This window comes from Pigmentiphaga sp. MLSB6-MA01 (assembly GCF_058793475.1).
This window is the reverse complement of record NZ_JBXAFV010000019.1, coordinates 61,960-79,083: the sequence shown is the minus strand read 5'-3', so window position 1 is coordinate 79,083 and position 17,124 is coordinate 61,960. Positions and strand designations below refer to the sequence as shown.

Here is a 17,124-nt window from a genome sequence, read left to right as displayed (position 1 = left end):
GCCATGAACGCGGCGGCGTCCCTGTTCCAGGCCGACCGGCTGACGCTGGGACTGGCCCTGCCCTGGGTCGACGCCGCCGAACATGCCGGCCGGCGGGAAGTCGATTTCCCCCACCAACTGGAACTCGCGGCGCAGGCCGAGGCCGCGGGCTTCGCCGCGCTGTGGGTGCGCGACGTGCCGCTGAACCATCCCGGCTATCCCGAGGCCATCGGCCATCTCGACCCCTGGACATGGCTGGGCGCCTTGGCCGCCCGCACCCGGCGCATCCATCTCGTGACCGGCGCCATCGTGCTGACGCTGCGCCATCCGCTGCACGTCGCCAAGGGCGCCGTCTCGGTCGCCTCGCTGGCGCCGGGGCGATTCGTGCTGGGACTGGGATCGGGCGACCGCCCGCCTGAATACCTGGCGTTCGGCCGGGACTCCGCCACGCGGCGCGAGGATTTCCGGGCCCGCTGGGAGCAGTTGTCGGCCGCGCTGGACACCCCGCCGCGCGTCATGCCCGACGCACAGGACGACCCGCCCGTGGCCTTCAGCCTGCGGCCGCGCCCCGCCAGCCCCGTGCCCATGCTGGCCGTCGGCTCGGCCGGCCAGAGCCTGGACTGGATCGCCCGCCACGCGGTGGGCTGGACCACCTACCATCGCCCGCCCGAGGTCCAGCGCGGCCGTCACGCCATGTGGCGCCAGGCGGTGGAGCGCGCCGCGCCGGGCCAGTTCCGCGCGTTCGGCGTCGCCATGCGCGTGGAGCTGCTGGACCGCCCCGATGCGCCCGCCGAAGCCATCGAACTGGGCTACCGCACCGGCGTGCGAGCGCTGGCCGGCATCCTCGCGCGCATGCGCGAAGCCGGCACCCCCACCACGTCAGCCTGAACCTGCCCGCCGGTGCCCGGCCGCTGCCGGACGTCATCGCCGAACTGGCCCCGTTGAACGCCGGGCTGGCCTGAACCGCGGCGTCAGGACAAGCCGGTCACCGGCACCACCGCGCCGTGGATGGCGCGGGCCGCCGGCGAGGCCAGGAAGCGGATCACTTCGGCCAGGTCGGCCGGCGCCACCCAGCGCGCGGGATCGGCATCCGGCATGTCGCGCCGGTTCTCCGGCGTATCGATGATGGTGGGCATGACGCCATTGACGTTGATGCCCCGTTCGCGCAATTCCGCGGCCATGGACTCGGTCAACCGCATGACCGCGCTTTTCGAGGCGCAATAGGCGCCCATGCCCGCCACCCCGCGCTGGGCCGCATAGGCCGCGACGTTGACGATCCGGCCTTCGCCCCGCTCCACCATGCCGGGCACGACCGCGCGCGCGGTATGGATGACGCTGCGGGCGTTCAGGTCCAGCAGGAAATCCCAGGTGGCGTCGCCGGTCTCGTGCACGGCCTCGCCCATGCGGAAACCGCCCGCGATGTTGCACAGCACATCGATCGCGCCGAAACGGGCGCGCGCGCGGCCGGCGGCATCCTCGACCTGCCCGGCGTCCAGCAGGTCCACCTGCGCGGCCAGGCACGAAACCGCGTCCAGTCCGGCCGGCGGCTGGGCCTCGCGGCGGTCCAGCAGCACCAGATTGGCGCCTTCGGCGGCGAAGGCCGCGGCAACGGCGCCGCCCAACGTCCCGGCCGCGCCGGTGATCAGCACCGTACGCCGGCCCGTGTGTGGAAATGCCATGTCAGTTCTCTCCGGTCCGGGCGGCGTGGTAGGCGCCGGTGCCCCGGGTCATGATGTCGTCTCCCGGCAGCAGGACGCCGGGCTCCAGCTCGGCTTGCTGGCGGATGCGCTCGTAGATGGGCGCGAAATCGACCCGCGCGAGCTCCAGCAGTTCTTCCAGGTCGTGCAACACGAAATAGGTTTCCTGGAAATCGTCGATGCGATAGCGCGTCCGCATCACGCGCTCCAGTTCGAAGCGGACCCGGTTGGGCGAGGGGTCGTCCAGCGCGAACAGGCTTTCCGCGTACGACGAGATGATGCCCGAGCCGTAGATGCGCAGGCCCTCGGTCTGCTGCACCAGGCCGAACTCCACCGTGTACCAGTACACGCGGGCCAGGTTGGGCAGGACGCCCATGCGCTGGGCCCGCAGCCCGCCTTCGCCGTAGGCCTGCACGAAATCCGCCAGGATGGGATTCATCAGCATGGGTACGTGGCCGAAGACGTCGTGGAAGACATCGGGTTCTTCCAGGTAGTCGAGCTGATCGGCGCGGCGGATGAACTGCCCGGCGGGAAAGCGCCGGTTGGCCAGGTGCTCGAAGAACACGTCATCGGGCACCAGGCCCGGCACCGCCACCACCTGCCAGCCGGTGCGCCGGGACAGCACGTCGCTCAGGCGGCGGAAATCCGGAATCTGGTCCGCGCCTATGGGCAGGTCGCGCATGCCCGCCTCGAATTCCCGGCAGGCTCGGCCCGGCACCAGCCTGGACTGCCGCTCGAACAGGAATTTCCAGACGGCGTGCTCTTCCTGGCTGTAGTGCTCCCAACCCTGATCGATGGTCCAGTCCGCCCGTTCCGGCCGGACCGAATCGCCGGCGGCAAGACCGTGCTTGGGTGCGGTCGATGGCTGCTTCATCCTGGCCTCTTACCTGCAATGGACGCGCGCGGCCTCGTCGGCATGGCGCGCCAGGTCGATATCGCGCTGCGTCAGGCCGTTGGCGTCGTGGGTGGTCAGCGTGACGTCCACCCGGTTGTAGACGTTCGACCACTCCGGATGGTGGTCGTTCTTTTCCGCGTACAGGGCGATGCGCGTCATGAACGCGAAAGCCTGGCTGAAATCCTCGAACTGGAACCGGCGCCGGATGGCGCCCCGCTGCGCGTCCAGTTGCCAGTCGGGCAACCCCGCCATCGCCTGCTCGATGTCCTGCGCACTCAATTTCTGCATGGCCTGCTCCTCGCGCCGGGAGATCGCACCGCTCCGCCGCGCCCCGGCTATCCGCGCGGCCTGCGTCCCCAGCAAATCTTATTCCGTTGCCTTGAAACCGGAAACCCGCATCCGGTCGCGCCATCGTCCGCGCTCGCGCTCCAACCTGGGCCCAAGCCCGGCCGTGGGCTGGGCCGGCAAGGCGTAGCCCAGGTCGGCGATCGCTTTGCGGTAGGCCGGACTGGCCAGTACCGCCTCGGCCCGCGCCTTCCACTCCGCCATCCGGTCGGCCGACGTTCCCGCCTTGGCGAAAAGACCGAACCAATCCACGGCCTCCAGCTGCGGCAGCCCCGCTTCGCGCGCGGTCGGCACGCCGGGCAGCTTGGCATTGCGCCGCGGCGAGGTGATCAGCACCGCGCGCAACTTGCCCTGGGCCTGGTAGGGCACGAGCAGTTGCTCGGTCGTGATCAGCGCCGCCACCTGCCCGCCCAGCACGTCGGTCACGGCGTTGGCACCCCCGCGGTAAGGCACATGCGTGAGCGGCGCGCCGGCCTGCCTGGCCAGCTCCGCGCCCAGGAAATGCTGCGGCGTGCCCAGCCCGGGCGTCGCGTAGTTGGCCTGCCCGGCATGGCCCTTGGCCCAGGCCATGAATTCCGCCAGGGTCGCGCCCTGCGCGGCGGGTCCCAGCGCCACGCCGAAACCGTATTCGGCCAGCGCGGACACCGGCGCGAAATCGCGGACCGCATCGTAGTTGGCGGACGTCAGCACCATGGGCGTCAGCAGCAGCGAACTGGCCGGCATCACCATCAGTGTCTGGCCGTCGGCGGGCGCTGCCTGCACGGCATCGATGGCCAGCTTGCCGGTCGCGCCGGCGCGGTTCTCTACCACCACCGGGATGCCGGCGACCTGCCGCAGGTGCTCCGCGAACACCCGCGCCACGGCATCGGGCGCGCCGCCGGCGGGATAGCCCACCAGCAGGCGCACGCCGGCCGGCTGCGCCTGCGCCACGCCGGCCGCGGCGGCCAGCATGGCCGCGAGCAGTCCGCGCAGGACCTTGGAATACGTCATGTCATGTCTCCTGCCTGTTCGTTCTGTCGATGGCGCGGCGCCTCGCGCCGCGACGAAAGCCATCCGTCACGCCGACACCGGCGTGTATCCCCCTATGCCCGCGCCCGCCCGGATCGCCGCGTCGCCGCCATAACGGCGGATCAGTTCGGCCTGCCGGGCCTTGGCGCGGCGATCGACCGCGTCGGGGTCGCAGAACCCGGCCAGCCGCTCGCGCCAGGCCCCTACCCGTCCCGGCGACTGCGCGGCGATGTCGCGCAGCTCGTCCGGATCGTCGTCCAGGTCGAACAACTGGGGAGGATGGTCGCAATAGTGGACGTACTTGGTGTGGGCATCGCGCAGCATGAAGACGCCGGCCCGCGAGCCCACGGTATGGTATTCAGACAGCACCGCGCGGCCCGCGGGCAGCTCCCGCAGCAGCGAACGGGCCGTTGGCGATGCCCGTCCGGCGTCGGCCGGCACCCCCACGGCGTCGAGCACGGTGTCGTAGACATCGGTCTGGCCGACGGGCGTGTGCTCGACGCGCCCGGCCGCGATGCCCGGCCCGGACAGGATCATCGGGATGCCCACCGACTCGGCGTACATGGTGCTCTTGCCCCACAGCCCCCGGGCACCCACGTTGTCGCCGTGGTCGCTCAAGTACATGACGCGGGTGCTGCCATCCAGCCCGCCGGCCTTGAGCGCCCGCACCAGCGCGCCGACCTTGGCGTCCAGGAAGCTGACCAGGCCGTAGTAGCCGGCCAGCGCCCGCCTGACGTCCGACTCGTCGCGGAAATGGACGTTGTAGCCGGTCTCGCGCGCATATTGCCGGATGAAGGGATGGGCCTCGTCGTCGATGCCGAACCGATAGGCCTTGGGCAGGCGCAGCGGCTGCCCGGCGTAGCGGTCAAAGAAGGGCGCGGGCACGGTCAGCGGAAAATGCGGCGCGACCAGCGACACCATCAGCACCCAGGGCTTGTCCGGGGCGGGCGCCGCCGCCTTGCGCCGCAGCCATTCGACCGCCGTGTCGCAGATACGGTCGTCGTAGCGGTTGTAGTCCGACTCTCCCGCGCGCGCCGAGGCCAGCATGTTGGCACCATCGCCCAGCGAAGTGGGCGGATTGCGCAGCAGCATCTTGACCTCGCCCCGGCCGCCGTGGATGTGCATGGGCAGCAGGCTCTCGGAAAAGCCGTAGTCGTCGCCCTCGGCGCCGCGGTAGTGGAGCTTGCCGATGGACGCCACCTCGTGGCCGCGCCCGCGCAAGACGTGGTGCCAGCCGGGCACCGCCCCGTCGTAGGCATCGACGTTGTCCCAATACCCGGCCTCGTGCACGGCCCGCCCGGTGGCGAGCGCGGCGCGGGTCGGCACGCAGATGGGACTGGCGCACACGGCGTTGGCGAAACGTGTGCCGGACGCGGCCAGCGCGTCCAGATTGGGGGTCGACACCTCGCCATGGCCGGCGCAGCCCATGACGCCGGGGCTGTGTTCGTCCGACAGGATGATCAGGAGATTGGAAACCATTGAACGGAGCGGTGAACGATGCGGGGGAGACGATGCGCGCTTTTCGTTGTGTTGTCAATGATGTTTTGACAACAAATTGGCGGCCGGCGCGCGCTTCTGTCAACATGGCGCCTGTCCGTTCCACTCTCGTCCCGGCCGATGCCCATGACCGCCCTCTCCCGATCCTCGTCCCGCCGGCGCGGGCCCGCGCCGGTGGATTTCGAACTGGCCTCGCTGCTGGGCTTCGTCATCTTCCGCCTGTCGTCCAGCCTGGGCGGCCTGGCCGAACGGGATGCGCAGGAGGTGGCCGGCCTCACACTGCCCGAGTACCGCTGCCTGGTAGTGCTGGCCACGCGCGGCGACATGGGCGTCACGCCGCTGTGCCAGGTCATGCACATCGACAAGGCCTGGATCAGCCGCACGCTGGCCAAGCTGGCGCAGGCGGGACTGGTCAGCTCGATCCCCGATCCCGCCGATGCCCGCCGCACCATCTTCAGCGTGACGCCGCGGGGCCGGCAGACCAGCCAGGCGCTGATCGCCCGGGCCATGGACAGGCAGGCCAGGATGCTGGAAGGATTCGACGGGGAAGACGTGGAACGGTTGCTGGAACTCCTGCGCCGGATGCAGGAGAACGCCGATCGCGCAAAAGGCCCGTAGGCGTCCGGCTTATGTTTCGCCGGCCGGCGTCCCGCAGTCCATGCACTTCATGGGACCTCGGCGGGGCGGGAAGATGACGCTGCTCCAGCATAGCGTCACCAGCGCCAGCGCCACCTGCGGCCAGTTCACGTCGCGCGCGAACCGCGCGCCGCCGCAGGCCTCGCACCGCGCGGCGATGGGCTGGTCGAACACTTCCTGTTGATACTCCCCGCTGTTGCGACGCGCCAGCACGGCCTGCGCGCGCGGCAGCGACGAAGCGGGAACCTGCACCTGCACACCGCCCAGGGCCAGCGAGAAGGGCCAGTTGGCCCATACCTGGTGCTCGTTCTGCAACAGCACCGGGATTCCCTCGCTTTCCAGCAGCCCGCGGGTGATGTGCGCATCCCAGGGGTTGGTATGGACTTCCAGGGTGACGAACTCTGCCATGCCGCGTCCCTCCCGTCGCCGCGCGGCCTTCCCCGGGGAGGAAGCGCCGCGCCCGGCCCTCAGACCCGCTCGAAAATCCCGGCGGCGCCCATGCCCGTGCCCACGCACATCGTGACCATGCCGTACTTCAGGTTCCTGCGCCGCAGCGCATGCACCACGGTCGAGGCACGGATCGCGCCGGTCGCCCCCAGCGGGTGGCCCAGGGCGATCGCGCCGCCCATGGGATTGACCTTGGACGGATCCAGGCCCAGGTCGCGGATCACCGCCAGCGACTGCGCGGCAAATGCCTCGTTGAGCTCGATCCAGTCGAGATCCGCCAGCGACAGGCCGGCCTGCCGCAGCGCGGCGGGCACCGCCTCCTTGGGACCGATGCCCATGATCTCGGGCGGCACGCCCCGCACCGTGGCGGTCACGAAACGCGCCAGCGGCACCAGGTTGAATTCCTTCAGCACCTTCTCGGACACCAGCACCAGCGCGCCCGCGCCGTCCGAGGTCTGGGAACTGTTGCCCGCGGTCACGCTGCCCTTGGCGGCGAACACCGGCCGCAGGCGGCCCAGCGCCTCGGCGCTGGTATCGGCGCGCGGCCCTTCGTCCAGCGACATCGTGCGCTTGCGCACCGCCACCTTCTCCGCCCCCAGGTCGGGAAAACGCGTCACCACCTCGATGGGCGCGATCTCGTCCTTGAACTCGCCCGCCTGCTGGGCCGCCAGCGCCTTCTGGTGCGAGGCCAGCGCGAACGCGTCTTGGTCTTCCCGCGACACCTTCCACTGGGCGGCAACCTTCTCGGCGGTCAGGCCCATGCCGTAGGCAATGCCGATATTCTCGTCGCCCTCGAACACCCGCGGGTTGAGCGACGGATTGACGCCCATCATCGGCACCATGCTCATCGACTCGGCGCCGCCGGCGATCATCACATCGGCCTCGCCCACCCGGATCCGGTCGGCGGCCATCGCGATGGCGGTCAGCCCCGAGGCGCAGAAACGGTTCACCGTGACCGCGCCCACGCTTTGCGGCAGGCCGGCCAGCAGGGTGGAAATCCTGGCCACGTTCATCCCCTGCGCGCCCTCGGGCATGGCGCAGCCGATGATCGCATCCTGGATCCGCCGCGGATCCAGCCCCGGCACCTGCGCCAGCGCCGCGCGCAGCGCATGGATCAACAAATCATCCGGCCGCACCGTCCGCAACGCCCCCCGCGGCGCCTTCCCGATCGGCGTCCGCGACGCGGCAACGACATACGCATCCTGAACCTGACGTGACATCCCCATCTCCTTCAATTCATTGGTAGCGCAATGGCGCCCCCACTATTCCAGATTCCCGCCCCACCCAGGATGCGGTGGATCCGGCTCCGCCGGTCCACCCGCATCGCCCCCTGGGGGGCGCGCGTCAGCGCGTAGGGGGGGGCCACATCAATTCCTCACAGGTTTCCCGGTCTGCATCATGCCCATCAGGCGCTCCTGGGTCTTGGGTTCGCCCAGCAGCGACATGAACGTCTGGCGTTCCAGCGCCATGATCCACTGTTCGTCCACCAGCGATCCCGCCTCGATTTCGCCGCCGCACAGGATCTCGGCGATGGCATGGCCCAGGCGGTAGTCGTAGTCCGAGATGAAACCGCCGTCGCGCATGTTCACCAGTTGCGCGCTCAGCATGGCGATGCCCTCGCTGCCGGCGGCCGCGAAAGGCTCCTTCCACGGCGCGCGCCAGCCCGTATCGTGCAGCGACTGCGCCTCGCGGATGGCGGCGTACAGCACCTCGTGCACGTTGAAGACGATGGGATCGTCGTCCAGCAGGTAGCCCATGCGCCGGGCCTCGACCGCGGACTTGGAAACCTGCGCCGTGGCGGCCTGGAAGGCGTATTTCTTCAGGAAGGCCATCAGCGGCATGTCGGGCGCCAGCGCCCGCTCCTGCGCCGCGCGCCGGGCCAGGTAGGTCAGCCCGCCGCCGCCCGGGATCAGGCCCACGCCCACCTCGACCAGGCCCAGGTAGGTCTCGACATGCGCCACGCGGCGCGCGCAATACACCGACAGCTCGCAGCCGCCGCCCAGCGCCAGGCCCGCCAGCGCGGCCACCGTGGGCACCTGGGCGTAGCGCAGCCGCAGCATCAGTTGCTGCAGGCGCTCCTCTTCGGGCGCGACGGCCTGCACGCCGCCGCTCATGAACAGCGGCACGATGGCCTGCAGGTCGGCGCCGGCCGAGAACGGCTCGCCCGGATTCCAGACCACCAGCCCGCGGTAGCTTTCCTCGGCCAGGTCCACCGCGCGCAGCAGCCCCAGCGTCACGGCGGGGCTGATGGTGTGCATCTTGGTCTTGAACGAGGCGATCAGCACGTCGTCCAGGCCGGTGCGGTCCAGCGTCCACAGACGGACGGCCTCGTCCTCGAAAACCGTCTTGCCGGCGGCCAGCGGCACGATGCCCTCGCCCGCCAGCGGCGCGCGGAAGATCTGGCGCGCATAGACCGGCAGGCTGGAGCGCGGCTCGAACCTGCCCGCCGCCGGATTCCACGACCCTTCCGGCGTGTGCACGCCACCGCGCTCGGCCACCGGGCCACTGGTCACCCAGGCCGGCAGCGGCGCGCTGGACAACGTCTTGCCGGCCGCGATGTCCGCCTGCACCCACTCCGCGACCTTCAGCCAGCCCGCCTGTTGCCACAGCTCGAACGGACCCACGCCCTGGCCGAAGCCCCAGCGCATGGCGAAATCCACGTCACGCGCGGTGCCGGCGATGTCGGCCAGGTGCACGGCGATGTACTGGAAAGTGTCGCGCAGGATGGCCCACAGGAACTGGGCTTGCGGATGCTCGCTGTCGCGCAGCGCCTGCAGGCGCTGCCCCGCATCCTTGTTCTTCAGGATGCGCGCGACCGCGTCGTCGGCCTTGCCGTCGGCCGGCACGTACTCGCCCTTGGCCGGATCCAGCCGCAGGATGGCCTTGCCCTGCTTGCGGAAGAACCCCGCGCCGGTCTTCTGCCCCAGCGCGCCCTGCTTGATCAGCCCGGCCAGCACCGGCGGCGTGCCGTAGTGGGCGGCGAACGGATCGTCGGGCAGATAGTCCTCCATGGTCTTGATGACGTGCGCCAGCGTGTCCAGGCCGACCACGTCGCCGGTGCGGAAAGTGCCCGATTTGGCGCGGCCCAGCTTGGCGCCCGTCAGGTCGTCCACCACGTCGTAGGTCAGTCCGAAGCGCTCGGCCTCGATCATCGCGGACAACAGGCCGAACACCCCCACCCGGTTGCCGATGAAGTTGGGCGTGTCCTTGGCGCGCACCACCCCCTTGCCCAGCACCGTGGTCAGGAAGGCCTCGAGACGGTCCAGGATGGCGGGTTCGGTGTGGGCGGTGGGAATCAGCTCCACCAGGTGCATGTAGCGCGGCGGATTGAAGAAGTGCACGCCGCAGAAGCGCGGCAGCAGCGCCGGGGCCATGCCCTTGGACAGCTCGGTGATCGACAGGCCCGAGGTATTGGTGGCGAAGATGGCCTGCGGACCGATCGCCGACGCGACCTTCGCGTACAGGTCGTGCTTCCAGTCCATGCGCTCGGCAATGGCCTCGATCACGAGGTCGCATTCCTTCAGCCTGGCCAGGTCGTCTTCGTAATTGGCGGGCTCGATCAGCCCGGCCAGTTCCGGCACGGCCAGCGGGGCGGGGCTGAGCTTGCGCAGATTGTCGATGGCCTTCAGGACGATGCCGTTCTTGGGACCTTCCTTGGCGGGCAGATCGAACAGCACCACCGGCACCTTGGCGTTGACGCAGTGGGCGGCGATCTGGGCGCCCATGACGCCGGCTCCCAGCACGGCGACTTTGCGGACGATGAAATTCGACATGGTCTTCCTGGCGGTAAGCGGACCGGCATGGCCGGTCCAATCTACGGGAACATGCGCGGCAACGGCGCATGGACGGCTTCAGAACACTCGGCTTGCGGCAGCCCCTCGCGCACTGGGTGGCCCGTCACACCAGATAGTCTACCGCCACACGGCCCTCCCCACGACGATGAGAACTCTTCGCCTCCTGGCGGCCACTCATGCGAGGCGAACGACTTTCGCCCGTCCCGCAAGGACGCCTTCTTGGGAAACACGATGGGAATAACCGTTACCTCGACCGAAACCGGCTATATCGCCAGCAACCTGCCCGACCAGATCTACGACTCGCGCAAGAATGCCGGCAAAGCCGCCAGTCAATATGCCAAGACGCGGACCATCCGTGAAATCGGCCTCGTCCGGCAACAGGCCGCCCTGGACAGAAACCGGTTCGAGCACGGCCTGGAACGGCAATCGACGGATGAAACAGCCCGCCCCGAAGCCTCCCGCGCGCGCCAGGACGAGACGGCAGGCTCCGATTTCAGAAGCTACATCCTGGCAAGGCTCGAAAGCCGCGAGAAGAAAAGAGGATGGGAAATCTGTTACTTGACCAGCACCGTCGATTTCGTGATCGAGTGGGCGGAAAATCTCCACGCGACGACCAAAAGGAAGAGCAAGGACAAAGGAGACGCCTTGACTTTCGACGTTCGTCGGGACTATGCGGTGGCGGCACTGAAATATCTTCAGCACGCCCTGGAAAACGGGAAGGATGTTCAGCCCGCCTCCTTGAAAACCATGGGCTTTGGCTGGGACCTGAGCAACCTGGGCCGCACCGAACTCCAGCGCATCTCGAAATTTCGCGACTATTGCCTCTGGGCACGCTGACACGGCCCGCTTCCGAGCGGACGACTCCCAACCACTCTCTGCGCCAGGAACCTGCCATGCGCCACAAGAATGCCTGCGTCCTTTCCCTCCCTCTTTTGCTGTTGGCCGCCTGCACGACGCCCCCCGCCAGCCTCAACCTGATGCCCCTCGAAGACGGCAGCTACCGTGGCCTCGCGGTTGCCGCGAATGAAACGCAAGCCTTGCGCGGCTCGCTGCGGCTGGCCGAATCCACCTGCCTCGAACGCCAGCTTCGCCATGCGGTGATCCGTGCCGATACCCGCTTTCGCGGCCCTCCCCTGAGAACCGCCGAACGGCGCGACCTGGCGGCCGGATTGGCCACCTACGTCAACACACCGCCGTTTCCCTGGCTCGACGCGAACGACGACTACGAGGCCGATCTCCACTTCAAGTGCGTCTAGGGCCTGTTCCCGCTAAAAGGAGGCTCCCATGCCAAGGGAGCCCGCGGACGATGCCCGGCCCGGCTACTCGGCCGCCAGCCGCCTCGCACCGTCGCACGCATCGCGCAGCCTGCCAGCCAGCGCGCCGCCCCGTCGCACCCGGTACTCGACCGCCCCGCGCTGCCATACCGCCGACGGCAACGACACCATGGCCTGGCCGATCGCCTTCAGCGCGGCCGTCGTCTGGCCGAGCTGGAATCCCACCCGCGACGGCGCCTTCCGCATCCCGGCCCGCTGCCAGATCTTGGTGTTGGTCGCGGCCCCGGCCGAGAACGCGCCGAACAGGCCGATGACCGCCAGCCCCGCGCCGGTCCAGTAGCGCGCCTGGGGTGCCACCATCGGCTCCTTGCCGGCTTCGGCGTTGACCGCGTTCAGGTAGCGAATCAACGCCGATACGACCAATGGCGTGCTGCCCCCGCCCACCAGCATGGCGAACTGCGAACCGACGCGCTGCGCGATATGCGGGATCACCTCGGCGGGTACCCGCATCCGCACCCACGCGGTCCGCAGGCTGAGCAGCCACGGCCGATCGTTGCCAACCGCATCGAGCAGGAGCCGTTTGCTGTCCGGCGACAGCGCCAGCCAGTCGTCCTCCTTGATACACGCCAGCTCATGGCGCGCCATATCGAGGCGTTCGCCGGCGGCGCTCAGCGACTCATAGGCCTGGCCGTCGCCCGGGCCGATCCGCCTCGCGCTCCCCCGCAGGCTGGCAAGCTCTTCCTGTTCCTGGGATGACAGCGCCTCTTCCGACTCCTGCTTTTCCCTCAGGGCCTGCAAGCGCCGGAATCCCGTGACGTCCATCTCCAGGATGTCCGCCAACGTCTGCTCCGCGTAGGCGCGTTCCAGCTCCAGGCTTTCCTTGAACTGGCCCAGCGCGACCGAGATCGGCCCTTTCCACTGCCTGGGCAGGTCGTCCAGGCTTCCCAGGTCATCGGTCCGCAGTGCGTCGACCGGCTTGTCGCGCGCCGCTTCCTTCAGCAACCGGGTCGTCGCGATCGTGGCCATCAGCGTATCGTCCTGCTTGCGGCGCTGGTCCTCCGGAGCCGCCCAGAACTGATGCAGCCCCATCGCGGCCAGCGTACCGCCCACCTGCACGTAGTAGCCCACCGGGGGACTGTGCGCGGCCACCGCGCCAACCTGGGCGGCCAGATTCACCATGACGCGCAAGGCGCGCGTGAACGCCTGGCGCTGCTGGCTGGTGTAGTTCAGATTGATCACGCCCTTGCGGACCTGGAACCGGTTGTCCAATTCGGCGAACTGCCCCACCAGGGCGAGCGCCTCGTCCCCGTCGCGCTCCATGCGCGCCTTGCGCGCGCACCACTCGGCGCCGCCCGGTTCGAGCCGCCGGAGTTCGCGCTGGTGCGCCAGCATGGTCTCGGTGGACGCCTCCATCCTCGGCATCAACGCCTCGATGTCGCCGCGGGTCGTCTCGTAGGCCGGTGCATCCATTTCCGCGCATCGCCCGGACTGGCCGATGGCGCGCATGAGCTCCTGGCGCGCAGCCAGCACGATGTACAAGGCCGAATTGACGAACGGCGTCGCCAGCAGGATCGACGCCTGGGCGCCAAGATTGGCCCTGGCATGGCTGACCGGCGCCGCGGCGAGCCGGTCCGCGGATACCGTCATCATGTAGATCGACGGCACCAGCGACGCCAGGGTCATGAGATGCCCGGTCAAGGCATACAAGCTGCCCGACCCCACCCAGCCGCCCGAGAAATGGCCGCCGACGACCCGCTTCATGGCTTGGTCGTCGACGCCGAACACATCGAGATACAAGCGGCGCGCACGTGTCCAATCGCGCGCGGCCTCCGGCAGGGCCAGTTGCATCCGCTGCTCCTTGACGAACGCCAGCAATTTCTCGCGATCGAAGACCCGGTTCTTCTCGGTCTCCAGGTAGGTCCGCAGAATCTCCCCCAGCCGGACATCCGCCGCCGGCGCGGACGAGGGCCCCGGCAGGACCTCCTCGCCGCGCCGCATGTCATGGAGTTCCAGCGATACGCGCTCACCCGGTTCCCCGCGAGCCGCCTGGAGCAGGACGGGACTGGGCGGCACCGACAGGATCCGCACGGCCAGCCGGGACTGCGCGGTGGCGGTAGATGGTCCGGCGGCCTCCCGGGGCACATCGGCGATGACGGGGGAGGCGTGTGTGTGGTGTAGGTTCATGCACGTGTTCCTTGCTGCGCCGCCCGTCGGTACGCCGTCGACCGGGCCGGCATGGGGTGGCGGCGGCGCCCTTCGCCGCCGCGATCGCGAAATAGGTCGTGCAAGGGGATTCGATGTTCCATGAACTTTTCATGACAGCCTTGGCCAGGGACACCCCGGAACCGCGCGCGGGGGCGCCACGACTCATTTCTTGCGGCCGACGGGCGGCGCCCGCCGGCGACCGCGACAAGACACGATGGGGTGCTGAACGCCGTTCAGCCTCCGAACCATTACCAAGATTCAAGAAGGTACGTTGACATGACCATCTCCCCCAGACTAGGCGGGAATCCCGAACTTCAGAATGTCGCCCCCCAGTTGCACGGCGCGGTTTCCTCTCCCGCCCCCCGCGCCGGCCGATTGGCCTGGCTCAGGGCCAGCCGCGGCACGCCGCATGAAACCGGCGCCGGCCGCGCCCGGGCCCAGGAATTGCAGGACATGGGCAGGCACCGCAATGCGCTGAACGCGATGACGGGCAACGACTCCGCGCAGGCGGAGGCGAACTACGATCTGCTGACGACCCGGCTGGGTGCCGACTTCCTGCACATCATGAGCGGTCCTGGCGTTGCCGGCCTGGTCAAGGACGTCAAGCTGGAGAACCACCTCCAGATCCAAAGCCGCCAGGACCCCGAGGCGGTCACCCGCCTGGCGAACCTCGCCACGGAGCCCATGCCCGCCAACATCGGCCGTGGCGAATTCTGCATCTGCCCGCTGGACATCATGTTGTACGACTCCCCGACGTTCAAATTCGGTGCGACGCTGCTGGAAATGAATGGCACCGGCTACGGCGACATCACGACGATGGCGCCCAACATGCTGGCAATGGCCATGGCGGCCATGGGCGACGTGGCCCACGTGCTGGACGAAACGCCCAACGCACTGTTCGTGATCGCCTGCTCGGGCCGCGAAGATCCGCCCGCGTTTCCGCAAAGCAAGAAAATCCATGAAAAGCTGATGATCGCGCAAGCCATGAACGAAGCGATCAGGATGCGCCAGGGTGCCGACGCGCAGATCGTCGGCCTCGACAGTTTCGACGCCGATGCGCTGGAACGCGACAGCACGGGGCAAGCCATCGTCGAACGCGGCATCGCGAAGGAAAAACCGGGACGCGACAAGGACGGCATCGCCAACCTGTACCAGGCGCTGGATGGACTGGGCGACTGGCATGCCCCCGGCAAACCCACCATCGTCGTCGGCTATACCGGGCAGCTGGCCCAGGCGATCGACATCGACGCCAACGGCACGCCTTGCCTGAATGGCCGCAAGGTCAACGTCATCAACAATGACCGCCTGATCCAGAACATCGACGCACTCGGCGAAAAAAGCGGGAAGAAACTCGACCTCGGCACCTTCCTGGCGAGCAATGTCAGCTACGTGCCCGCCGCGTCGAAATCCGATGCCTACGCCTTTGCCAACGAATACAACGCACGCCCGGACATCGCCGGAAAATTCCCGCAATGCGCGCGCCCTATCATCAACCAGCAGGCGCACAGCATCGAGGAACTCCACGAGAAAGTCATGGCGCTGCTCGAACAAGGCATTCGTGTGATCATCAAGCCACGCGGCACCGGCCATTGCGACGGGGTACGGGCTTTCGACATTCCCGAGCGTGCTGATCCCGAGCGGGTCCTGGAGGAAATCCGCGGCTCATTGAATGAAGTCGAGGGTAAATACGCCGACCGCGGAGGCCTGCCATACACGGTTTCCGAATACCTGTCCGCGCGGCGCATCGACCAGCCTGGCCATCCCATGCATACGATGAAGTACGAACTGCGCCTTCCCGTCCTGGCCGATACCACGGATCCGAAAAACCGCCTCCTGAAAGCCATCCACGGCGCGGTCATCAAGATCGACGCGTCCTCGCAGCTGAAAGAGGGCGAAGACGGCAACTTCTCCAAGAAATTCGCCGGCGTGTCGGCGCAAGTCCTGGATACCGGGCTGCCAGCGGAACACTTCATGCTGCCGCTGTCCAACCCGGAAACCCTGGCCCTCCTGGGCCTGACCGAGGAAGATGTCATACCGTTGCTGCAATGGACCGTGGGCTACGTCGCGCACGTCCTGCGGAATATCGACAGGGTGGGGGCGGTTCAGGACGAACCGCCCGCCTGATCCCCGGCGCCGCCGACCTTCACACTCGAACGGTCGGCGGCGGGCTGGCGTGCGGCCACTGCGAGCCCAGATCCTCCGCGATCTGGCGTCGATTCGCCAGCCCGGTGCAATCCTCCAGGCTGACATCCCTCAGCGCCGGGTTGCTCGAAAGATCCGACAGCCCCGTCACGCCCGGGCACTCGGCCAACCAGAGTTCCTGCAACTTCGGGTTCCGCGAAACATCCAGGAAGCCCCTTGCGCCCTCCCAGCAGGATAGATTGAGCGTCACCAGCTCCGGATTTTTCGACAGATCCCAGATGCCATTGAACGCCGGGCACGCCGCCAGACGGAGATCTCTCAACTTCGGATTCGCGGCAGGATCCGACAAGCCGGTCAGCGCCCCGCAGACTCTCAAGTCGAGAACCTCCAGATTCGGGCACCGGGAAAGATCCAGGTTGCTCGCCAAGGCAGCGCACGACTCGAGCGTGACGACCTCCAGCCGGGTATTTCCCGCAAGATCCGACAGCTCCGTCAACGCAAAGCAGCCGGCCAATCCGAGCTGCCTCAGTTCCCTGTTCTGCGACACGTCCAGCCGGCCCTCCATGCGCGAGCAACCGGACAGATCGACCTGCGTCAAGTTGGGCAGCAGCGGTAGATCCGGCGGATCGGCACGGTCCGGGTCGGAACTGGAGCACTTGAAGGCGAACGAGGCATTCCGGCACCGCGCCATACCCTTGAGCTCGCTGATCGCCCGATTGATGGCGACCACCGACTCCATGGGCATGGCGTCCAGGTCGGCTTCGAACCGGAAGGAATGGAACGCCCTGCCCGGCGCGCTCCCCGCGCTGTGCAGCGAGTACAGCACCATGGCAACCTGGGCTTCCTGCAAGCTCGAAAAATCCACGTCGATATCGACATGGTTCTCGAGCAGCCGGCCCACCCCCTTTGTGAACGCATCAAAGGGTTGGGTGGAAAGATGCCCGATGGTTTCTTTCGTCACGTAGCGCCCCAGTTCCTTGTTGTGCGGCGCCGGCAGGATGGCTTTGTCAAGCTCGAGGAAAACCCGGCACACCTGGATGAATCGCCCTCGGGCCGCGGCCGCCTGCCGCACCTGCCACTGCGGATCCGCGGCAGGGGAGCGCGGCGCCGGCCCGTCCGCCGGACCGGGTTGTTTTACGTCGATCAGATGCTGATAGACAAGGCCGGCGACTTCTGTCGGTAGCGAAGCAATGGGAAACGTCATG

General features: G+C 68.2%; 14 protein-coding genes and 1 pseudogene. 5 read left to right on the top strand and 10 right to left on the bottom strand.

Annotated elements, in window-relative coordinates:
• The first annotated feature begins 3 nt into the window (after nucleotides 1–3).
• Nucleotides 4–941, top strand: a pseudogene (locus AC1Q6E_RS25550) (TIGR03571 family LLM class oxidoreductase).
• Nucleotides 942–950: 9 nt separating this feature from the next.
• On the opposite strand, the gene AC1Q6E_RS25545 reads toward AC1Q6E_RS25550, so the two are convergent.
• From AC1Q6E_RS25545 to AC1Q6E_RS25525, 5 genes are all read right to left on the bottom strand, one after another.
• Entirely contained in the window at nucleotides 951–1,658 is a 708-nt protein-coding gene (locus AC1Q6E_RS25545) for an SDR family NAD(P)-dependent oxidoreductase (RefSeq protein WP_152792817.1), read from the bottom strand.
• Nucleotide 1,659: 1 nt separating this feature from the next.
• Nucleotides 1,660–2,550: a phenylalanine 4-monooxygenase gene (gene phhA / locus AC1Q6E_RS25540; protein ID WP_152792818.1), complete on the bottom strand. Its 891-nt coding sequence runs from the start codon at nucleotides 2,548–2,550 to the stop codon at nucleotides 1,660–1,662.
• A 9-nt stretch (nucleotides 2,551–2,559) separates the two neighbouring features.
• Nucleotides 2,560–2,934 (bottom strand): 4a-hydroxytetrahydrobiopterin dehydratase, encoded by a 375-nt coding sequence (locus AC1Q6E_RS25535; protein ID WP_492573792.1) that lies wholly within the window; start codon nucleotides 2,932–2,934, stop codon nucleotides 2,560–2,562.
• Nucleotides 2,935–2,937: 3 nt separating this feature from the next.
• Nucleotides 2,938–3,906 (bottom strand): tripartite tricarboxylate transporter substrate-binding protein, encoded by a 969-nt coding sequence (locus AC1Q6E_RS25530; protein ID WP_492573791.1) that lies wholly within the window; start codon nucleotides 3,904–3,906, stop codon nucleotides 2,938–2,940.
• A gap of 66 nt (nucleotides 3,907–3,972) precedes the next feature.
• Nucleotides 3,973–5,403: a sulfatase family protein gene (locus AC1Q6E_RS25525; RefSeq protein ID WP_492573790.1), complete on the bottom strand. Its 1,431-nt coding sequence runs from the start codon at nucleotides 5,401–5,403 to the stop codon at nucleotides 3,973–3,975.
• A 144-nt stretch (nucleotides 5,404–5,547) separates the two neighbouring features.
• Here AC1Q6E_RS25525 and AC1Q6E_RS25520 point away from each other — a divergent pair, with 144 nt between their 5' ends.
• Nucleotides 5,548–6,039, top strand: a complete 492-nt coding sequence (locus tag AC1Q6E_RS25520; protein ID WP_492573789.1) for a MarR family winged helix-turn-helix transcriptional regulator — start codon at nucleotides 5,548–5,550, stop codon at nucleotides 6,037–6,039.
• Between the two features lie 9 nt (nucleotides 6,040–6,048).
• Here AC1Q6E_RS25520 and AC1Q6E_RS25515 read toward each other — a convergent pair whose 3' ends face one another.
• From AC1Q6E_RS25515 to AC1Q6E_RS25505, 3 genes are all read right to left on the bottom strand, one after another.
• The gene (locus AC1Q6E_RS25515; protein WP_152792823.1) at nucleotides 6,049–6,465 is read right to left on the bottom strand and encodes a putative signal transducing protein; all 417 of its coding nucleotides are present in this window, start codon (nucleotides 6,463–6,465) and stop codon (nucleotides 6,049–6,051) included.
• A gap of 59 nt (nucleotides 6,466–6,524) precedes the next feature.
• Nucleotides 6,525–7,724, bottom strand: coding sequence for an acetyl-CoA C-acyltransferase (locus tag AC1Q6E_RS25510; RefSeq protein WP_296556012.1), 1,200 nt, complete (start codon nucleotides 7,722–7,724; stop codon nucleotides 6,525–6,527).
• A 147-nt stretch (nucleotides 7,725–7,871) separates the two neighbouring features.
• On the bottom strand, nucleotides 7,872–10,277 hold the full coding sequence (locus tag AC1Q6E_RS25505; RefSeq protein WP_492573788.1) for a 3-hydroxyacyl-CoA dehydrogenase NAD-binding domain-containing protein: 2,406 nt from the start codon (nucleotides 10,275–10,277) through the stop codon (nucleotides 7,872–7,874).
• Between the two features lie 252 nt (nucleotides 10,278–10,529).
• Between AC1Q6E_RS25505 and AC1Q6E_RS25500 the strand changes: the two genes are divergently transcribed.
• A complete protein-coding gene (locus AC1Q6E_RS25500) occupies nucleotides 10,530–11,135 on the top strand; it encodes a hypothetical protein (RefSeq protein WP_492573787.1) in 606 nt (201 codons plus the stop codon).
• A gap of 56 nt (nucleotides 11,136–11,191) precedes the next feature.
• On the top strand, nucleotides 11,192–11,554 hold the full coding sequence (locus AC1Q6E_RS25495; RefSeq protein ID WP_152792827.1) for a hypothetical protein: 363 nt from the start codon (nucleotides 11,192–11,194) through the stop codon (nucleotides 11,552–11,554).
• A gap of 63 nt (nucleotides 11,555–11,617) precedes the next feature.
• Here the strand turns inward: AC1Q6E_RS25495 and AC1Q6E_RS25490 are convergent, their stop codons facing one another.
• On the bottom strand, nucleotides 11,618–13,756 hold the full coding sequence (locus tag AC1Q6E_RS25490) for a hypothetical protein (RefSeq protein ID WP_492573786.1): 2,139 nt from the start codon (nucleotides 13,754–13,756) through the stop codon (nucleotides 11,618–11,620).
• 297 nt (nucleotides 13,757–14,053) lie between these two features.
• Between AC1Q6E_RS25490 and AC1Q6E_RS25485 the strand changes: the two genes are divergently transcribed.
• Nucleotides 14,054–15,901: a hypothetical protein gene (locus AC1Q6E_RS25485; protein WP_492573785.1), complete on the top strand. Its 1,848-nt coding sequence runs from the start codon at nucleotides 14,054–14,056 to the stop codon at nucleotides 15,899–15,901.
• A gap of 19 nt (nucleotides 15,902–15,920) precedes the next feature.
• Here AC1Q6E_RS25485 and AC1Q6E_RS25480 read toward each other — a convergent pair whose 3' ends face one another.
• Nucleotides 15,921–17,123 carry a leucine-rich repeat domain-containing protein gene (locus tag AC1Q6E_RS25480; protein ID WP_152792830.1) on the bottom strand — a complete coding sequence of 401 codons (1,203 nt, stop codon included), beginning with the start codon at nucleotides 17,121–17,123 and terminating at the stop codon, nucleotides 15,921–15,923.
• Nucleotide 17,124: the final 1 nt, after the last annotated feature.

Bases quoted from the DNA above. Each gene is read 5' to 3' on its own strand.
- AC1Q6E_RS25545 (WP_152792817.1), bottom strand. From the start codon at position 1,658: ATGGCATTTCCACACACGGGCCGGCGTACGGTGCTGATCACCGGCGCG.
- phhA (WP_152792818.1), bottom strand. From the start codon at position 2,550: ATGAAGCAGCCATCGACCGCACCCAAGCACGGTCTTGCCGCCGGCGAT.
- AC1Q6E_RS25530 (WP_492573791.1), bottom strand. From the start codon at position 3,906: ATGACGTATTCCAAGGTCCTGCGCGGACTGCTCGCGGCCATGCTGGCC.
- AC1Q6E_RS25525 (WP_492573790.1), bottom strand. From the start codon at position 5,403: ATGGTTTCCAATCTCCTGATCATCCTGTCGGACGAACACAGCCCCGGC.
- AC1Q6E_RS25520 (WP_492573789.1), top strand. From the start codon at position 5,548: ATGACCGCCCTCTCCCGATCCTCGTCCCGCCGGCGCGGGCCCGCGCCG.
- AC1Q6E_RS25515 (WP_152792823.1), bottom strand. From the start codon at position 6,465: ATGGCAGAGTTCGTCACCCTGGAAGTCCATACCAACCCCTGGGATGCG.
- AC1Q6E_RS25510 (WP_296556012.1), bottom strand. From the start codon at position 7,724: ATGTCACGTCAGGTTCAGGATGCGTATGTCGTTGCCGCGTCGCGGACG.
- AC1Q6E_RS25505 (WP_492573788.1), bottom strand. From the start codon at position 10,277: ATGTCGAATTTCATCGTCCGCAAAGTCGCCGTGCTGGGAGCCGGCGTC.
- AC1Q6E_RS25500 (WP_492573787.1), top strand. From the start codon at position 10,530: ATGGGAATAACCGTTACCTCGACCGAAACCGGCTATATCGCCAGCAAC.
- AC1Q6E_RS25495 (WP_152792827.1), top strand. From the start codon at position 11,192: ATGCGCCACAAGAATGCCTGCGTCCTTTCCCTCCCTCTTTTGCTGTTG.
- AC1Q6E_RS25490 (WP_492573786.1), bottom strand. From the start codon at position 13,756: ATGAACCTACACCACACACACGCCTCCCCCGTCATCGCCGATGTGCCC.
- AC1Q6E_RS25485 (WP_492573785.1), top strand. From the start codon at position 14,054: ATGACCATCTCCCCCAGACTAGGCGGGAATCCCGAACTTCAGAATGTC.
- AC1Q6E_RS25480 (WP_152792830.1), bottom strand. From the start codon at position 17,123: ATGACGTTTCCCATTGCTTCGCTACCGACAGAAGTCGCCGGCCTTGTC.